This is a genomic window from Streptomyces gobitricini (assembly GCF_039532985.1).
Classification (GTDB): domain Bacteria; phylum Actinomycetota; class Actinomycetes; order Streptomycetales; family Streptomycetaceae; genus Streptomyces; species Streptomyces gobitricini.
In genome coordinates, this window is the sequence record NZ_BAAASR010000013.1 from 245,167 (window position 1) to 263,538 (window position 18,372).

Below are 18,372 nucleotides of genomic sequence, written 5' to 3' on the forward strand. Positions count from 1 at the left end.
TTACCGGCTTGCGCGGCTGCGGTGCGTCTTCCGGCAGATATCTCGATGTCGAGATAACTCTAGTACATGACCGCGCCCGGCGACGAGGCGCGCCCGCCGGCATTCCTTCCGGGCGAGGCGCCGCCGCGCGGAAACACCCGCATCCGGGGCACCGGGAACGAGCGGCGCCTGATGCACTGAGGGCATGACGACACCGCCGAACCGCCTGCTCAGGGCAGTCGAACGGTTCAACGCCTCCCACCCCTGGGACCACAACGCCCACTACCACCCGTGGATCCTGCGGCAGCTCCCCCGGCGCTTCGGCAGCGCCCTGGACGTCGGCTCCGGCGCCGGCGACCTGGCCCGGCTCCTGGCCGCCCGCGCCGGCACGGTGCACGGCATCGACGCCGACCCGGCCATCACCGCCCGGGCGCGGGAGCGTACCCGTACGGAGCCCGGGGCGGCGCCGGTGACCTTCACGGTCGCGGACGCGCCGGCCGGGATCCCGGCACGCCCCTACGACGTCATCACCTGCGTCGCCACCCTCCACCACCTGCCGTTCACCGACGCCCTCACCGCCCTCCGCGACCACCTCGCGCCCGGCGGGACCCTGGTGGTCGTCGGCCTGTACCGCCCGCACACCGCCACCGACCACCTGCTCGGCGCCGCGGCGGTCCCGGCCAACGCCGCCGTGGGGTGGCTGAGGAACAGGGGCCGCACCGCGCCCCGGCCGGTCTCGATGACCGCCCCGACCCGGCCGGCGACCATGACCTTCGCCGACATCGCCCGCGAAGCCCGGGGCGTCCTGCCCGGCGCGGTCGTACGGCGCCGGCTGTTCTGGCGCTACACGCTCGTGTGGCGCCACCGCCCACTGCCGCCCGGCGATCAGCGGCGCGTCAGCCGGTGACGGCGAAACGCCGGACGAAGCGGCGCTGCCAGGGCGTCTCGACGGCACGGCGGTCGTAGTTCCGGCGCACGAATCCCACCGCGTCGTCCGCCGGAACACCGTCGAGGACGGCCAGACAGGCCAGGGCCGTACCGGTCCGGCCGCGACCCCCGCCGCAGGCGAGCTCGACGCGTTCGCCCGCCGCGCGCTCCCACGCCTCGCGGAGTACGTCGCGGGCGTCCGCCGCGTCGGCGGGCAGCCGGAAGTCCGGCCAGCGCAGCCAGCGCGCCTCCCACGGGACGTCGGGCGGCTGCTTGCCGAGCAGGTACACGGCGTACTCGGGCGTCGGGCCGGCCGGCCGCGGCCGCCGGAGGCCGCGGCCCCGGACCAGGCGACCGGAGGGCAGCCGCAGCACGCCCGGGCCGGTGGTGCTCCAGGTCTGGGTCATCCGTTCACCGTAGCCGCCGAGTTCCCGCCCGGACGGCGGAACCGGGGTTGCGGGGGCCGGCGGGGGCACCGAGCATCGGAGCATGTCCAGTGGCGCGCACCCCGTCCTCCGCACCGAGGTGGGCGCCCGGCACGACCCCGGCGGGACGTCCGGTCGGCGCCCACCCGCCGTGGGCCTCCGCGCCCCGGTCCGTCAACTTCCGCGGCGCGCCCCCGATGTCGGGGCCGGGTGTGCGGCGGTTCCGGCGGACGCGGGCGGCAGTCCGGGGGCGAGCCGGCCGCGTCCGGCGTCGACGCGGCCGAACCGGCCGGAGTTGGGCCGCCGGTGGCGGTACGGCTGCCGAGCGGTGCCGAACTGCCGCTCCACGAACGGTGCCACCCCACGGCCCGTGACCTGTCACCCTGACGGCGCACCTCAACGCGAGGGTCATCTCATATCTGAGATAGCCTTCCTCCATGGCAGACGACTACCTCGTACGCATCGGCAAGCTCATCCGTGACGCCCGGCAGCACCGCGGCTGGACGCAGACGCAGCTCGCCGAAGCGCTGGCCACAAGCCAGAGCGCGGTCAACCGCATCGAGCGCGGCAACCAGAACATCAGCCTTGAGATGATCGCCCGAATCGGTGAGGCGCTCGACAGTGAAATCGTGTCACTCGGGTACGCGGGTCCCATGCACCTCCGCGTAGTGGGCGGGCGCCGGCTGTCCGGCTCCATCGACGTCAAGACGAGCAAGAACGCGTGCGTGGCGCTCCTGTGCGCGTCGCTGCTCAACAAGGGCCGGACCACGCTGCGGCGGGTCGCCCGGATCGAGGAGGTGTACCGGCTCCTCGAGGTCCTGAACTCCATCGGCGTACGGACACGTTGGATCAACGACGGGATGGACCTGGAGATCGTCCCGCCGGCCCACCTCGACATGGCCGCCATCGACGCGGACGCCGCCCGCCGCACCCGGTCCATCATCATGTTCCTCGGCCCGCTGCTGCACCGGCTGCGGCAGTTCAAGCTCCCGTACGCGGGCGGCTGCGACCTGGGTACGCGCACGATCGAACCGCACATGATCGCGCTGCGCCGCTTCGGCCTGGACATCACGGCCACCGAGGGGCTGTACCACGCGGAGGTCGACCGCCAGGTCGCCCCCGACCGCCCGATCGTGCTGACCGAGCGCGGCGACACCGTGACCGAGAACGCGCTGCTGGCCGCCGCGCGCCACGACGGCGTCACCGTCATCCGCAACGCCTCCTCCAACTACATGGTCCAGGACCTGTGCTTCTTCCTGGAGGCCCTGGGCGTCCACGTGGAGGGCATCGGCACGACGACGCTGACCGTCCACGGCGTGCCGTCCATCGACGTGGACGTCGACTACTCGCCCTCGGAGGACCCGGTCGAGGCGATGAGCCTGCTGGCCGCGGCCGTCGTCACCGAGTCGGAGCTGACGATCCGTCGCGTACCGATCGAGTTCCTGGAGATCGAGCTCGCCGTCCTGGAGGAGATGGGCCTCGACCACGACCGGACGGCGGAGTACGCCGCCGACAACGGCCGTACCCGGCTGGTGGACCTGACCGTGCGGCCCTCCAAGCTGGAGGCACCGATCGACAAGATCCACCCGATGCCGTTCCCCGGCCTGAACATCGACAACGTGCCCTTCTTCGCGGCCATCGCCGCGTCCGCCCAGGGCCAGACCCTCATCCACGACTGGGTCTACGACAACCGGGCCATCTACCTCACCGACCTCAACCGCCTCGGCGGCCGGCTCCAGCTCCTCGACCCGCACCGCGTCCTGGTCGAGGGCCCCACCCGCTGGCGCGCCGCCGAGATGATGTGCCCGCCGGCCCTGCGGCCCGCCGTGGTCGTCCTCCTCGCCATGATGGCGGCCGAGGGCACGTCCGTGCTGCGCAACGTCTACGTCATCAACCGCGGTTACGAGGACCTGGCGGAGCGCCTCAACTCGGTGGGGGCGCAGATCGAGATCTTCCGGGACATCTGAGCAGCGGGTGCCGCCGCACCCTGTCTGGCCCGGGTGATTCAGGTCTGCAGGGGGTGCGGCGGCACCTGTGGGACGTCTCTGGTCCTGCAGGCCCGGACCTGGCTTACGCCAGTCGGCTTGCGCTACGCCAAGACCTCGTCGTTGGCGGTGCTACCTCGGGTTCCCGCGCGGGGCAGGAAGTGCGCGAACCCGAAAGCCGGGGCCGTCGAAGTGCTGGTCGTCCCCCTCGTCCGCCGCGCCGCTGTCCCCGCGGAGGCGGCTGCGCGGCCCAGCCGTATGTACGACGACGGACCTGCCAGCGGGAGGGAGACAGCCGGTGGGCCTAACGGCGTGTTGTTGCCCGGCCACACATACGGGGGTGTGAAATGATATGCAGTTACCTCCGGGGGTCGTCGCGACGATGCCCTGTGCGCTCGGCTCAGGAGGTACTCACCGCATGCCCGCCCCGTTCCACACGCCGCACACCCCCGTCGGCGATCCAAGTCTCGACCGTATGAAGGCCGTTCTCGAAGAGTGGCGCAAGTCCCTGCTGGACATGGGCGGGCGAAACCGGCTGTTGAACTTCAGGCACACGAGGACCGCGACCCTCGAGATGGTGTTTCCGAACGCCGACGCCCTGTTGGCCGGCCTTGGGCAAGGGTGGGATTTCGCTCCGGTCGCCGAAGGGCCGGACGACGACGCGGGCGCAGACGGCGCGGTCGCCGGCGGCGGCTCGTACCGCCAGGCAGCCGGCCTGATCACCCAGAAGACCACTCAAGTCGGCCTGAACAGCGCTCTGTACCAGCTGCGCGGCAGATCGGGCCAGATGTTCAACGACTACGGGCTGTGGGTCCTCTGGCTCGGCGTCGGCATGCTCAACTGGTGCGAGGAGGGTGCGTACGAGAGCAGCGCCGCACCCCTGGTCCTGATTCCCGTCGAGCTCCGCCGGGAGGAGAGCAGCCGCCGGTACCGGCTCCGGCCGGCCGAGGGTCAGGAGCGCACCCACAACCCGGCGCTCGCGGTCAAGATGGAGCACCTGGGAGTCGACTGGAGCCCGGTCGGCGACACCGACATCACGGACTTGCCCGCAGTGCTCTCCGCGGCGCGGAAGGTCGCGGCGGGCCTGGAGGGCTGGTCGGTCGACGAGCGCGTGGTACTCGGACTGTTCGCGTCCCACCGGGAGTCCATGTATCAGGACCTCCGGCAGAACGAGGCACAGATCCTCGCTCACCCGCTGGTGCGGGCCGTCGCCCTCGGCCCGGATGCCGGCCTGCCCGACGACGTCATCGGCTTCGACCCTCCGGAGTTGGACCGTATCGACGAGGTCCAGCTGCCCGAGTCGACCCCGATGGTGTTGGACGCCGACGCCTCCCAGCGTCAGTGCATCGCCGCTGTCCTCGATCAGCGTTCCTTCGTCATGAGCGGTCCGCCGGGCACGGGCAAGAGCCAGACGATCACCAACATGATCGCCGCCCTCATGCACGCCGGCCGCAGCGTGCTCTTCGTCAGCGAGAAGGCCGCGGCGCTGGACGTCGTACGCAACCGCCTGCGCAGTGTCGGACTCGGCGACTTCGTCCTGGCCCTGCACAGCAGCGCTACGAGCAAGAAGGCCGTGGCCACCGAGCTCGCCCGCGTCCTGACGACCGAGGCCCGGGTCACCGGCGCCGCACAGCACGAGTTGGAGCAGGCTCGGCAGTTGCGTACGGAGCTGTCCGCATACGCCGCAGCCATGAATCTGCCCCGTGAGCCTCTCCAGCGCACCCTTCACGATGTCCTGGGGCGTCTGGTGCAGTTGGATCAGGACAGCCTCCCGCAGTTGCCTGTGTCCGCGCGGAACGACACGGTGGTCCGGAGCCTGAGCGCCGGCTCCCTCCGAGAGGCCATCGACGCAGCGCGGGCGATCAGCCGGGCCTGGCGGCCGGCGGCGCAGGGAGCGGCGTTCGCGTGGCGCGGCCTCGTGGGCGGCGCGGCGCAGACCGTGGTCTCCGAGGCTGCCGGCGCCCTGACCGCGCTGGAGGCGTCCGTCAGCCGACGGCCCTTCGCCGCCTCCCAGGACGAGCCCGGGTCGGTACGGGAGCTGAGGCAGCTCGTACGAGCCGTGGGTGAGGGCCTTCCTCATGTGCCACAGGCGCCTGCCGACGGGCAGTTGCCCGATGACATCGACGCCGAGCTGCGCCAGCTCGCCGATCTCTTCGGAATGCCTCGCGAGACCTCAGGCCCGGATGCGGCCTTCACGCTGTGTGCGCTGGCCGACCTGACGTCGGCCGAACACCGGCCGCCTCGCGCGTGGTTCGACTCCCCGGGTCTCGCACAGGCGCACGCCGCTGCGGACGAGCTGCGCCGGGCGATCGCGGCAGAGGCCGAAGCCCGGGCCGCTGCCGAGGACCTCTTCGGCGATCAGGTGCTGGGTGAGGCGGAACTGCACGCCCTGGCGGGCCGGTTCTCCGCAGAGCACCGGGGTCTGCTGTCCCGTTTCTCGGCACAGTTCAAGGCCGATCGCGCGGCCGCGGCCGCGCTCACGGTCGGCGGGAGCTGGGACAAGTCGGTCGGCGCCCGGCTCGACCAGGCCGTCGCCTGGCGGGACGCACACGCCGAGGTGGCTCGCCTCGCCGAGCGGCACTCGTCACTCCTTGGGCCGTACGTACCCCGGACAGGTCAAGCGGTCGGCGCTCTCGACGCGGCATTGGCCAACGCCGACCGCATCGCCGTGCTGACGCGTGGCACCGAACGCCCCGGGGACGCTGCGCACCAGCTGGCCCACGACGCGGACCAGGATCGACTCGCCGCGCTGCTCGCCGACAACATCCGGCGCGCTCTGGGTGACTGGTGCGCCGTCGCGGCGCAGCGTGCCGACCGCTGGGAGGCGGCCGTGGGGTCGCTGCTCGTCCTCTTCGATCAGGCGCGCTCCGCCCAGCTCTCGCCGTCCCTGCTCGGCTCCTTCGACCAGGCCCGGGAAGTGATCGACACGCTGGCCGATGATCCGCGCGGGCCCGAGGAGTGGCGTGCCTACCGGGACGGGCTCGCGGTGCTCGCCCGGCACGGCGCGGACGACCTCGTCGCGGTGGCGGCCGAGCGTGGCCTGGACCCGAGGCAGCTGCCCGATGTCGTCGAGCAGTCGCTCCTACGGGCCTGGGCGGACGGCGTCCTCGCATCCGACGACCGGCTGCGCACCACACGCGCCGACGACCTCGACGCCCGGGTCGCCGACTTCAAGGAGGCCGACCGCCGGCTGATCGCCGCCGCCGGGCGGACCGTCATCGAGGCATGCAACACGCGGCGGCCCCGTCGCTTCGGCAGCGGCGGCGGCGCGGTCATCACCCGAGAGGCGGAGAAGAAGACCCGGCACATGCCGGTGCGCGACCTGCTCGGCAGAACCCGTGAGGTGGTGCAAGCGATCAAGCCCTGCTTCATGATGAGCCCGCTCACCGTCAGTCAGATGCTGCCCGCAGACTTCCAGTTCGACGTCGTCATCTTCGACGAGGCCTCCCAGGTCCGCCCCGGGGACGCGATCAACTCCGTCTACCGCGGCCGCACGCTCGTCGTCGCGGGGGACGAGAAGCAGCTCCCGCCGACCTCGTTCTTCGACGCCACCGTCGAGGACGACTCGGACGAGTACGCCGAGGACGTACCCGACTCATTCGAATCGCTGCTGCACGCCTGCAAGGCCGGGGCCATGCGAGAGCTGCCGCTGCGCTGGCACTACCGCAGCCGCCACGAGAACCTGATCACGTTCAGCAACCGCCAGTTCTACAAGAACTCGATGATCACGTTCCCCGGCGCGCAGGAGGAGGGGAACGACGTCGGGGTCGCCTTCTTCCAGGCCGACGGCGTCTACGACCGCGGTGGACGCCGCGACAACCACACCGAGGCCGAGTTCGTCGCTCAGCGTGTCCTCCACCACTTCGACACCCGCCCCGGCCTCACCCTCGGTGTCGTCGCCCTCTCGCAGGCCCAGGCCTCCGCCATCGACCTGGCCGTCCAGCAGGCCCGGCTGAGCCGGCCGGACCTGGAGGACTGCTTCACCGAGGACCGTCTCGACGGCTTCTTTGTCAAGAACCTGGAGTCGGTCCAGGGCGACGAGCGCGACGTGATGATCATGTCGGTGGGGTACGGCCCCGACGAGCACGGCAAGCTGGGGCTGAACTTCGGCCCGATCAACAAGACCGGCGGATGGCGCCGCCTGAACGTCGCGGTCACCCGTGCCCGCTACCGCATGGAGGTCGTCGCCTCCTTCCGCGGCGGCAGCCTGCCCGACAGCCCGAACGAGAGCGTCCGCCACCTGAAGCGATACCTGGAGTACGCGGAAAGCGGCCCGTCGGTGCTCGCCCAGGAGCTCGGCCCGGCGGACGCCGAGCCCGACAGCCCCTTCGAGGAGTCGGTGCTCGAGGTGCTGCGAGGGTGGGGTTACGAAGTCCAGCCGCAGGTCGGAGTCGCGGGGTACCGCATCGACCTCGGTCTGCGTCACCCCGCCCTGCCCGGCGCCTATGCCCTCGGAATCGAGTGTGATGGCGCGATGTACCACTCGTCCAAGGCCGCCCGCGACCGGGACCGGCTGCGCGAGCAGGTCCTGAACGGGCTGGGGTGGCGGCTGTACAGGATCTGGGGCACCGACTGGTACCGAGGCCGGACGGCAGCCGAGCTGCGCCTGCGCGAGGCGGTCGAGCAGGCCATCGCCCAGGGGCCGTTGGCCCGAACGGCCCCCGTGACGCTGCCTCGGCAGGCGGGTCCCGTGGACGAACCCATCGACGGTCCGGAGCCGGTGCACGTGGCGGCCCGGACAATTTTGGACGATGGTCCGCGGACGCTCGCTGTGACGCCTGGGCCGCCCACTCCGTCGGCGCGGCTCGACGTCGAATACGAGCGCGTACCGGTGGACACGCAGGTCCAGCGGCAATGGAGCGCACCGTACGAGACCAAGTGGATCAGCATCGCCTCGCCCCATGAGATCCACACCCCGGAGGCCAAGCCGGCCTTGCGCAAGGTGCTAACCGGCATCATCGAGGCCGAGGGGCCGATCCACGTGGACCTCCTCGTGCAGCGGACTCGCGAGGCTTGGGGGCTGTCCAAGGCGGGCAGTCGGGTCCGGCCCGCCATCGTGCAGGTGGCGCAGGCTCTCGTCCGGTCAAAGGTCGTCTCCGCGGACGGCGCCTTCTACGACGTGGCACACCGGACGACCTTCACGGCGCGCAGACCGGGCGCCGGTCAGACCGCGCGGAAGGTGTTGCACATCGCTCCGGCCGAGCGCACGCTCGCCCTGTGGGAGCTGGCGGCCGAATGCCCCGGCATGTCGGACGAGGAGCTGATGAAGCAGGTCTGCGAGTTCTTCGGCTGGCGGCGCCTGGGCCCCGACATCCGCGCCACGCTGACCGCTGACATCGCGGAACTCCAGCGCCGCCACCTCCTGTCGGGCGCGCCCGGTCGCATCTCGGTGGTGCGCTGAGCCTCAGCGTCGCCGCATGGTGTGGGCAACGTACGCAAGGTGCTGAGCGTTGCCCACGCTCAGCCACTTCTCGAAGCCGCCGGTGCTCCCCTCCCCGTGCGCGCAGTCGCGTAGCCAACTTTCGCCGGCACTTGCCAGTGGGCCGCGGAAGTCGGTCAACCGGACGAGGTCGCGCGCCGCCGCCCGGTTGAACGCGATCTTCCCGCTGCCTCGGTGCAGGACCTTCGTCATGACGAACGCCTGCTCGGTCGTGTAACGGAGGAACCCCCAGTCCGGTCCGCCCGTCTGGTCCGGCCGCGGCACCCTTGCGATCGCGTCGGCGGACTGTGTTCCGTAGTCGCCGTAGCTCAACAGGGGCGCGTATGCCCGGCGACTGTGCGTTACTTCGTGCCACACCGCCCAGTCCCACCGGGGCTCTTCATGCATGCCGTGGTCCAGCATCTCCGCTGCGACCCTGGGAAAGCCGCCGCTCAGAACGGAGACCGAACGCCAGTGAGTGAGGGGAACAAGAGCGTCGAGCGCCCGCAGCGCCTCCTTCCCGGCATCGGGCCGGTCCGCGAGTACCCCACCCATGTCCAGGAGAAGGTCAGCACTGACCGTCGGCTCGGCGCAGGCCAACAGGGAACGTACGCCCTCCGCCGCCTCGGCGGCCCATTCCCCCGTGACCCGGACGCGGACCCCGATGCCCCGTCCGCTGCGGGCCGCCGTTTCGAGGGATGCCGTTTGCTGAAACGGTGACCGGTCCGGTCCGGTCACCGGCTGAAGCGTCCCGAACGTGCAGTGCTCGTCGAGGAGGTCGGCCAGCGCGGCCACCTGCGTCTCGTCGGCGAAAGGCGCATCGATCCACGCGGCACGACGGCGCTGGACATGGCTCACCGAGCCGAGCTCCTTACGGAACGCCACGGCGAGGGCGGAAGCGGCGACTCCCGGCCTCGGAGGCAGGTTCCACAGGGGTCGAATGTCCCGCTGGTCGGTCGGTGGCAGCCATCCGTAGGCCTCCACCGCATGCGGTCGAACTGGCAGCACGGGCACGTACGACGGCTCAGACACGGCGGATTCCCCCTCGGCTCTGCCGACTCCGATGGCCCGTAGCCAGAGTCCGCCCTGCGTGCCGAGTCCGAAACCACGCCGATTCGGCCTCTTTGGCCAGAACCTCCCATAGCCGCCTGAAACGATCACCGCTTCTCGCGGCCGTCGACTACCGCTTCCGCCGGACCCGCCCCTTCTGTCACCGCCCACCATTAGGATTTCTCCCGGATGCGCCCTGGTCGGGACGGCCTGGACGGCCTGAAGCCACTGGACGGTCCATCAGCGGGCACGGGAAACGAGACGGGCGGGGACAGCGCATGCGGGAAGGCCGGTGGACGACGGTCGCCGACTCCGAGTTCGACCATGAGCGTCGCGGCCTGGAAGCCATCCGCTCCCAGCTGCCGGACGCGGACCCGTGGCGTGCCTGGTCGAACTTCACCTTCACCGCGATCACCGGGCACGTCCGCGAGGTCGATCTGCTCATCGTCGCCCCCGGCGGCATGTTCATGATCGAGCTGAAGGACTGGCACGGCTCCGTGACCAGCGAGAACGGCACCTGGGTCCAGACCACCCCCGGCGGCCACCGCCGCCCCCACGGCAACCCCCTCCACCTGGTCAACAAGAAGGCGAAGGAGCTGGCCACGCTCCTCGGCCAGAACGGCAAACGGGTGTGGGTGGGTGAAGCGGTCTGCTTCACCGACGGTGGTCTGCGGGTCCGCCTCCCGGCCCACGACCAGAACGGCGTGTACACCGTCCCCGAGCTCGTGGCCATGCTGAAACAGCAGCCGCGCGACGAGCGACGCCGCATCACGGCGATCGACTCCCGCGAGATCAAGACCGCTCTGGACCGCATCGGCATCAAGCGCAGTGAGGCCGCGTACAAGGTCGGCCCGTACCAGCTGGAGCGCAAGTCCTTCGATTCCGGCCCCACCTGGGCCGACTACCGGGCCACCCACAGTGAGCTGCCGGAGGTCGCCCGGGTCCGGGTCTATCTGAGCGAGCGCGGTTCCGACGCCTCCCTCCGACGCTCGGTCGAGAACGCCGCCCGCCGCGAGGCCGCGGTGCTCCAGCGCTTCCGTCACCCCGGCGTCGTGCAGCTGAAGCAGTACTTCCCGTCCGGGCACACGGCCGGTCCCGCGCTGATCTTCGACTACCACCCGCAGACCCTCCGGCTGGACGAATACCTGCTCCAGCACGGCAAGCGGCTCGACATCCTCGGCCGGATGGCGCTCGTCCGCCAGCTCGCCGAGACCATACGGTCCGCCCACTCGAGCCGGATCCACCACCGCGCCCTCGCCGCGCGCTCGGTGCACGTCATCCCGCGCAACCGGGGCCGGGAGGGCAAGGCGATCGGTGAGGACGCCGCCTGGCTGGCTCCGCGGCTCCAGATCTCGGACTGGCAGATCGCCACCCAGCGGTCCTCCGGCACGGACGGCTCCACAGGACAGGGCATGACCCGCTTCGCCCCCACGGCCCTGTCGGTGACGCACATCTCCGAGGGCTCCGACCCCTACCTGGCGCCCGAGTTGACCGCACTCAAGGCGGACCCCGTGTATCTCGACGTCTACGGCCTCGGTGTCCTCACCTATCTTCTCGTCACCGGCAAGGCGCCCGCCGCCAGCCAGGCCGAGCTGCTCGCACGGCTGGAAGCCGGCGAGGGCCTGCGCCCCAGTTCTCTTGTGGACGGCCTGTCCGAGGACATCGACGATCTGGTGCAGGCGGCCACCGCGTACCGCCCCGGTCAGCGGCTGTCCACGGTGGACGAGTTCCTGGAGATGCTGGAGTGCGTCGAGGACAGCCTCACCGCACCGACGCCCCCCGCGGAGACCGCGACCGCCGACGTGCCCGAGAAGGACCCGCTGGAAGCTGTCGCCGGTGACGTCCTCGGCGGCCGGTGGGTGGTCCGCCGCCGCCTGGGCACCGGCTCCACCAGCCGCGCCTTCCTCGTACGGGACCTGGAGGCGGAGGTCCGGAAGACCCGCGCGCTCGCCGTGCTCAAGGTGGCACTCTCCGACAGCCGGGGCGAGATCCTCGTCCACGAGGCCGAGGTCATGGGCCGGCTGCGCCCGGACTCCCGGATCATCCGGCTCGTCGAACCGGAGCCCCTGCGGATCGCGGGCCGGACCGTGCTCGCTCTGGAGTACGTCGGGGACGAACGCGACCAGGACACCGACCCTGACGGCGTCGGAGCCGAGGGCTCCGACGCTGCTCCCCTCAAGAGCACACGGCACCGCCGCCGCGAGGAGACCGTCGCCCGCCAGCTCCGCGAGCGCGGCCGGCTGCAGATGGACCAGCTGGAGGCGTACGGCGACTACCTCTTCGGAGCCGTGGACTTCCTGGAGGGCGAGAGCGTCTGGCACCGCGACATCAAGCCCGACAACATCGCCATCCGCATCCGCCCCAACCGCACCCGCGAGCTGGTGCTGATCGACTTCTCCCTCGCCGGCTACCCGGCGACGGACCACGATGCCGGTACGGAGGGCTATCTCGACCCGTTCATCGGCGGCCTCACGCGCACCGCGTACGACTCGCACGCCGAGCGGTACGCGGTGGCCGTCACGCTGCACCAGATGGCGTCCGGCGAGCTCCCGAAGTGGGGCGACGGCTCGGTGCCGCCGCACATGACGAGCGAGGTCGAGTTCCCGTACCCCGTCATCGCGGCCGACGCCTTCGAGCCTGCCGTACGTGACGGGCTGGTCGCCTTCTTCCGCAAGGCGCTGCACCGGGACACCGCGAAGCGATACCCCGAGCTCAAGCCGATGCGGGACGCCTGGAAGAAGATCTTCCTGGACGCCGCGCAGGCGGTGCCGTCCAGCCACCGCACCCGTCACCCCGAGCCGGCCTCCGAGCAGACCGCCCCGATCGGCGCACCCGCCATCGCGGAGGCCGAGCCGCTCACCGCCGACGAGCAGCGCGAACGGCTCGCCGCGGCTGTCACCCGGGACACCCACCTCTCCTCCGCGGGCCTCACCCCGGCCGCCGAGTCCTTCCTCTACGGGCTCGGCATCACCACTGTCGGCGGGCTCCTCGACTACAGCCGCAGCAAGCTCCTCAACGCCCCCGGTCTCGGCACCAAGACCCGCACCGAGGTGCAGCGCCGCCAGCGCCAGTGGGGCAAGCTGCTGCGGGAGGCCCCCGTCTCGCCGCTCACGCCGAAGGGCCGCGCCGAGGCCAAGGAAGAGCTCGCCCAGCTCACGGCCGCCGAATCGGCCGTTCTCGGCTCGCTCGCCACCAGCGAGGGAGCGGGCGGACTCACCGCGTCCGCCCTGCGCTCGGTCAGCCTGGACACCCTCGCCACGATTTTCGTCCCGGAGCTCAACAACAACCGCTCCAACAGCAACAAGATCGAAATGGTGCGGCTGCTGCTCCGCCTCCCCAACGAGCGCGGCGAACTGCCCGACATCGGCGTATGGCCCAAGCAGAAGGACGTGGCGGAGGCCCTCGGACTGTCCGCCGGCCGCATCCCGCAGATGCTCAAGGAGGAGCGCAAGCGCTGGAAGAAGCACCCGGCTGTCCAGGCGCTGCGCACGGAGATCATGGATCTCCTCGCGGGCCTCGGCCGTGTCGCCTCCGCCCTGGAGATCGCCGACGCCCTCGCCGTACGACGCGGTACGCAGCTGGCCGAGCGTGAGCAGCGGCGCGCCCTTGCCCTCGCGGCCGTACGGGCCGTGGTGGAGGTGGAGCAGCTGGAGCCGGAGGAGGCCGAGTTCCAGCACCAGCCCAACCGCAAGGCCACCGAGGACGCCCTTGCCGCGGGGCTGCTCGCCCTGGACGTCCGGGAGGGCGACGCCCCGGACACCCCGACGGCTCCCGGGCTCCTCGACTACGCGATGCGGCTCGGCAAGACCGCCGACCGGCTCTCCCGCCTCGACACCCTCCCGACGGCGACCACGGTCCTCAGCGAACTCGGCGCGCTCACTCCGCCGCCCGGCCTCGTCGAGTGGGACGAGCGCCGGCTCGTCGAACTGGCCGCCGCGGCTTCGGCCAACGCCGCCGCCACCCCGCGCCTCGAGATCTACCCGCGCGACCTGTCGCTGGTTCGCGCCCTGCGGCTCACGCAGGCCGGCCTGGTCCCGATGATCCCGGGTGTCCCTGAGGCCCGACAGCCGGGCCTCACCGGCGAGGACATCCACGAGCGGGTCCGCGCCCGCTTCCCCGAACTCGTCGTCACCGACGCGCGCGGGGTCACGACGTACGAGCTGCCGACCGGCAGCCGCCTGACGAAGGCCCTCTTCGACGCCGGCTTCGAGCTCACCCTGTCCACGCGCGAGGACACGAAGACCCTGCGCTATCTGCCCACGCGGATGGACGGCACCTCCAGTTATCTGACCGGCGGCATCGGGCACACGTCGAGCGGCGTCGGCACGGTGACGCGGTACTCCGACGACCCGCTGCTCGCGGGCGCGGTCCGCACGGACGAGCGACTCCTCGCCTCAGCCCGCCAGGATGGCTACCGGGTCCTGACCGTGCACCACGGCCGTACGGTCGAGGCGGTACACAGGCTGACCGGCGACCGGATCGGCGCGCGCCCGGTGTCGGTGACCGAGCTGTTCCTGGAGTCCATGCACGCCCTCGTACCGCCCGCCACGAAGCCGACGTGGGAGACCCTGTTGAAGGCCGACGTCGCAGAGCCGGGCACGCGGGGGGCGATGAAGTTCGCCGAGTACGCGCGGACGGCGTGGGGCACGGTCGAGCCCCGGGTACGGGAGCTGCTCGACCCGGCGACGGGCGCGGGCCCGGTGCTGCTGACGGAGACGGCGGTCTTCGCGCGGTACGACGCGATGGGCGTCCTGGACCGGCTGGCGGAGGCCGCCCGGCAGGGCGGGCGTGGCCTGTGGCTGCTCGTGCCCCAGCCGGACCCGGCGCGCGAGCCGAAGCTGGGGGCTGTGGCCGTGCCGTACCAGGCGGGGCTCGGCGAATGGATCGACTTGCCCGACTCGTGGGTGAAGAACGCCCACCGGTCGGGTCTCAACGAAGTCAAGGCAACTGGAGACGAGAAGTGATCGACCGCAAAGCCCTGTTGGACGACCTGAAGCAGCAGGTCAAGGCGGTCGAAGCCGACCTGGGCAAGCAGGTGAAGGTCGTCCCGGAGGGCGCACGCCTGCGGGACGAGTACGACCGGGCTCGGAAACTCGGCCGTACGGCGGCGACGTGGAACACGTGGCTGGACGAGCGCATCACGCAGGTCGCGGTGGCGTGGGTGCTGGGATCGGTGTTCGTGCGCTTCTGCGAGGACAACGGCCTGATCCCGGAGCCGTACCTGACGGCGCCGAGCGCCGACCGGCGGGACCTGGCGCTCGCCCGGTACGAGGACTACCTGGCGACGTCGGAGGACCCGACGTACCGAGGGTGGCTGGAGCGCGCCTTCGAGGAGCTGGGCTCGGGTCAGGCGGGCCGGCTGCTGTTCGACCGCCGACACAACCCGCTGTACCAGATCCCGTTGTCGCATGACGGGGCGCGGGAGCTGGTGGACTTCTGGCGGGGCAGAGACGGGGAGGGCCTTCTTGTCCACGACTTCACGGATCCGCTGAACGAGGACGGTACGGAGGGGTGGGACACCCGGTTCCTGGGTGACCTGTACCAGGACCTGAGCGAGGCGGCGCGTAAGACATACGCGCTGCTGCAGACCCCGGAGTTCGTGGAGGAGTTCATCCTCGACCGGACGATGGACCCTGCGGTCCGGGAGTTCGGCTACGAGGGCCTGAAGATGATCGACCCCACGTGCGGGTCGGGTCACTTCGTGCTGGGCGCGTTCCGGCGGCTGGTGCGGCTGTGGGGCGACGGCCAGCCGGGCAAGGACCTGCACGAGCGGGTTCGGGCTGCGCTGGACTCGGTGCATGGGGTGGACCTGAACCCGTTCGCGGTGGCTATTGCGCGGTTCCGGTTGCTGGTTGCAGCGATGGCGGCGAGTGGCGTACGGACGCTGGGGGAGGCGGCGCGGTATGAGTGGCCGATTCACCTGGCGGTGGGCGACTCGCTGATCAAGCACCGGCACCGTCAGGAGAGCCTGTTCGAGGGGGACGGGAGCGAGGGCTCGGACGAGCTGGCCGAGTTCAAGTACGAGACGGAGGATGTGCACGAGCACCCGGATATTTTGAGGCCGGGGCGGTATCACGTGGTGGTGGGCAACCCGCCGTACATCACGGTGAAGGACAAAAAGCTCAATGAGCTGTATCGCGAGTTGTACGACGCTTGCTCCGGGAAGTACGCACTTTCGGTTCCGTTCGCGCAGAGGTTCTTCGAGCTTGCCCAGGCTGGCGACTCTGCGAGCGGGCGCGGATATGGCATGGTCGGCCAGATCACCGCGAACTCCTTCATGAAAAGGGAATTCGGCGCACGACTCATCGAGACATTTTTCGGCCACGAGGTGGAGCTGACCGAGGTAATCGACACCTCAGGGGCATACATTCCAGGACATGGAACACCCACCGTCATCCTAATTGGGCAGCGACGTGGCGGGGGTGGACGTTCAACTACCATTCGCACCGTCAGAAGCGTACAGGGCGAGCCGTCGGCACCTGCCAACCCAGAGGAGGGGCACGTCTGGCGCGCAATCGTAGAACAGATCGACAAGCCCGGATTCACTGGTAAGTGGGTTTCGGCAGGTGATCTTGAACGCTCCCGCTACTTCGCACGACAGCCATGGATCTTGGCAGATGGCGGTCTAGAAATGGTCGAAAGAATCGAGGCATCCTCTGCCGCAACCCTAGCTTCGAGGGCAACAGCTGTCGGAATGACGGCACTTACTGGCGAGGATGCCGTTTTCCAGGCATCCGAGGCGCAAGCGTCTAGGCGTGGCTTCGCAGACGAGACGCTTACAGCCGTAGATGGAGACGGGGTACGCGACTTTGCGATTCAGTCACCTACGGTCACACTCATGCTTCAGCAATGGAATGGATCAAGGCGTGAGCCAAGCCCAGCGGCAGCCCGCTACCTTTGGCCGTACCGCTCAAACCTGCGGCAGCGCGTCTACTTCGGTCGCACTCCCGAAGCCCGTAACCTACGCTGGTTCGACCTTGCCCTCTTCTTCGCCGAGCGCCACCGTGCTCAACTTTCGATCTCGTTTGCCGAAGTAGCTACACACAATCACTTCGCCCTAGACCGCGGAGGAAAGGTATTCAAACAGACGGCACCAGCAATCAAGCTACAGGAAGGCGCTAGCCTCGACGCCCATTTGCAGATCCTGGGGCTCCTGAATAGCTCATCAGCAGCCCTGTGGCTGAAGCTTAACTGTCACGACAAAGGAATCCGAGGCGAGGGTGGTGGATTTACGAGTGGCGAGTGGGAACGTTTCTATCAGTTCAATAGCACGAACGTTGAGCGCTTTCCCATCCCTGCACATCAGCCAGTCGCGCTCGCTACTGCGCTCGATCGCCTGGCCAGTCGGCTCACGACGGCGCAGCCGTCGGCTCTCGTAACTCAAGCCACGGTGACGGCATCTGCCCTACGAGAAGCGCGCGACAACTGGACCCTCACGCGCGGCCGCATGATCGCGCTCCAAGAAGAGCTCGACTGGCAGGTGTACACGCTCTACAACCTGTACCCCGAAGATCTGCGGGCCTCGAAGGACCCCGATTCCCCCGACATCCCCGAACTCGCTCTTGGTGAGCGCGCCTTCGAGATCGTTCTGGCCCGCCGCGTCGCCGCAGGCGAAGCCAGTGACGAGTGGTTCAAGCGGCATGGGTCCACGCCCATCACCGAGATTCCGGCGCACTGGCCCGCCGCCTACCGTGAGGTCGTGCAGAAGCGGATCGACGCCATCGAGTCTTCCCGGGCCATCGGAATGGTCGAGCGGCCGGAATACAAGCGGCGCTGGGCCACGGAGGGGTGGGACGCGCTGCAGGAGAAGGCCCTGCGGTCGTGGCTGCTCGATCGGATCGAGAGCCGGGACCACTGGTTCGATGAGAACGGGATGCCCGCCCTCGTCACGCTTTCCCGCCTCACCGACAACCTGTCCCGCGACGAGGACTTCGTCTCCGTCGCGAAGATCTACGCGCCCCGCAAGGAACTGCCCACCGTCGTCGCCGAGCTGATGACCGACGAGCACGTGCCGTTCCTCTCCGCGCTGCGCTACAAGCCCTCCGGACTCAAGAAGCGCGCCGACTGGGAGCACGTCTGGGATCTTCAGCGGCAGGAGGACGCCGCCGAGGACGAGCTGGCCAAGCGGAAAATCCGGGACACCATCCCCGTACCGCCGAAGTACACGTCGGCCGACTTCCTGCGGCCCTCCTACTGGCGGGCTCGGGGCAAGCTGGACGTGCCCAAGGAGCGCTTCATCGCGTACGGGCAGGCCAATGTGCCCACGCCCGACCTGTACGGCTGGGCCGGCTGGGACCATCAGGAGCAGGCGTACGCGCTCACCACGTACATCGCCACTCATGAAGCCCTCACTGACGAGGAAGTCACCCCGTTCCTGGCCGGCCTGCTGGAGCTGCAGCCGTGGCTGGACCAGTGGCACAACGAGTTCGATCCCACCTTCGGAACGTCTCCGGCCGACTTCTTCCGGGGCGACCGGCAGATGGAGCAGGGCAAGCACGGTCTGACGGACGACGACCTGCGCGCGTGGCGCCCTGCCGCGGCCACGCGACGACGTACGACCAAGAAGTAAGCCCAGGTAAGACAACGG

General features: G+C 70.0%; 7 protein-coding genes. 5 read left to right on the forward strand and 2 right to left on the reverse strand.

Annotated features, from left to right (window positions below; genetic code table 11):
• The first annotated feature begins 184 nt into the window (after positions 1 to 184).
• Positions 185 to 886, forward strand: a complete 702-nt coding sequence (locus ABD347_RS10765) for a class I SAM-dependent methyltransferase (protein WP_344359528.1) — start codon at positions 185 to 187, stop codon at positions 884 to 886.
• On the opposite strand, the gene ABD347_RS10770 is transcribed toward ABD347_RS10765, so the two are convergent.
• Complete coding sequence (locus tag ABD347_RS10770; protein WP_344359530.1) at positions 876 to 1,313, reverse strand: protein-tyrosine phosphatase family protein; 438 nt, start codon at positions 1,311 to 1,313, stop codon at positions 876 to 878. The two genes, ABD347_RS10765 and ABD347_RS10770, sit on opposite strands and share 11 nt — an antisense overlap.
• A 455-nt stretch (positions 1,314 to 1,768) precedes the next feature.
• On the opposite strand from ABD347_RS10770, the gene ABD347_RS10775 reads away from it, so the two are divergent.
• Together ABD347_RS10775 and ABD347_RS10780 are read left to right on the forward strand one after the other, a co-directional pair.
• The gene (locus ABD347_RS10775) at positions 1,769 to 3,298 is read left to right on the forward strand and encodes a helix-turn-helix domain-containing protein (RefSeq protein ID WP_344359533.1); all 1,530 of its coding nucleotides are present in this window, start codon (positions 1,769 to 1,771) and stop codon (positions 3,296 to 3,298) included.
• A gap of 493 nt (positions 3,299 to 3,791) precedes the next feature.
• On the forward strand, positions 3,792 to 8,717 hold the full coding sequence (locus tag ABD347_RS10780) for a DUF3320 domain-containing protein (protein ID WP_344359535.1): 4,926 nt from the start codon (positions 3,792 to 3,794) through the stop codon (positions 8,715 to 8,717).
• A gap of 3 nt (positions 8,718 to 8,720) precedes the next feature.
• Here the strand turns inward: ABD347_RS10780 and ABD347_RS10785 are convergent, their stop codons facing one another.
• Entirely contained in the window at positions 8,721 to 9,767 is a 1,047-nt protein-coding gene (locus ABD347_RS10785; protein ID WP_344359537.1) for a beta family protein, read from the reverse strand.
• Between the two features lie 296 nt (positions 9,768 to 10,063).
• Here ABD347_RS10785 and pglW point away from each other — a divergent pair, with 296 nt between their 5' ends.
• Positions 10,064 to 14,749, forward strand: coding sequence for a BREX system serine/threonine kinase PglW (gene pglW, locus ABD347_RS10790; RefSeq protein WP_344359539.1), 4,686 nt, complete (start codon positions 10,064 to 10,066; stop codon positions 14,747 to 14,749).
• Positions 14,746 to 18,354: a BREX-2 system adenine-specific DNA-methyltransferase PglX gene (gene pglX / locus ABD347_RS10795; protein ID WP_344359541.1), complete on the forward strand. Its 3,609-nt coding sequence runs from the start codon at positions 14,746 to 14,748 to the stop codon at positions 18,352 to 18,354. Before pglW ends, pglX begins: the two co-directional genes overlap by 4 nt.
• Positions 18,355 to 18,372 lie beyond the last annotated feature (18 nt).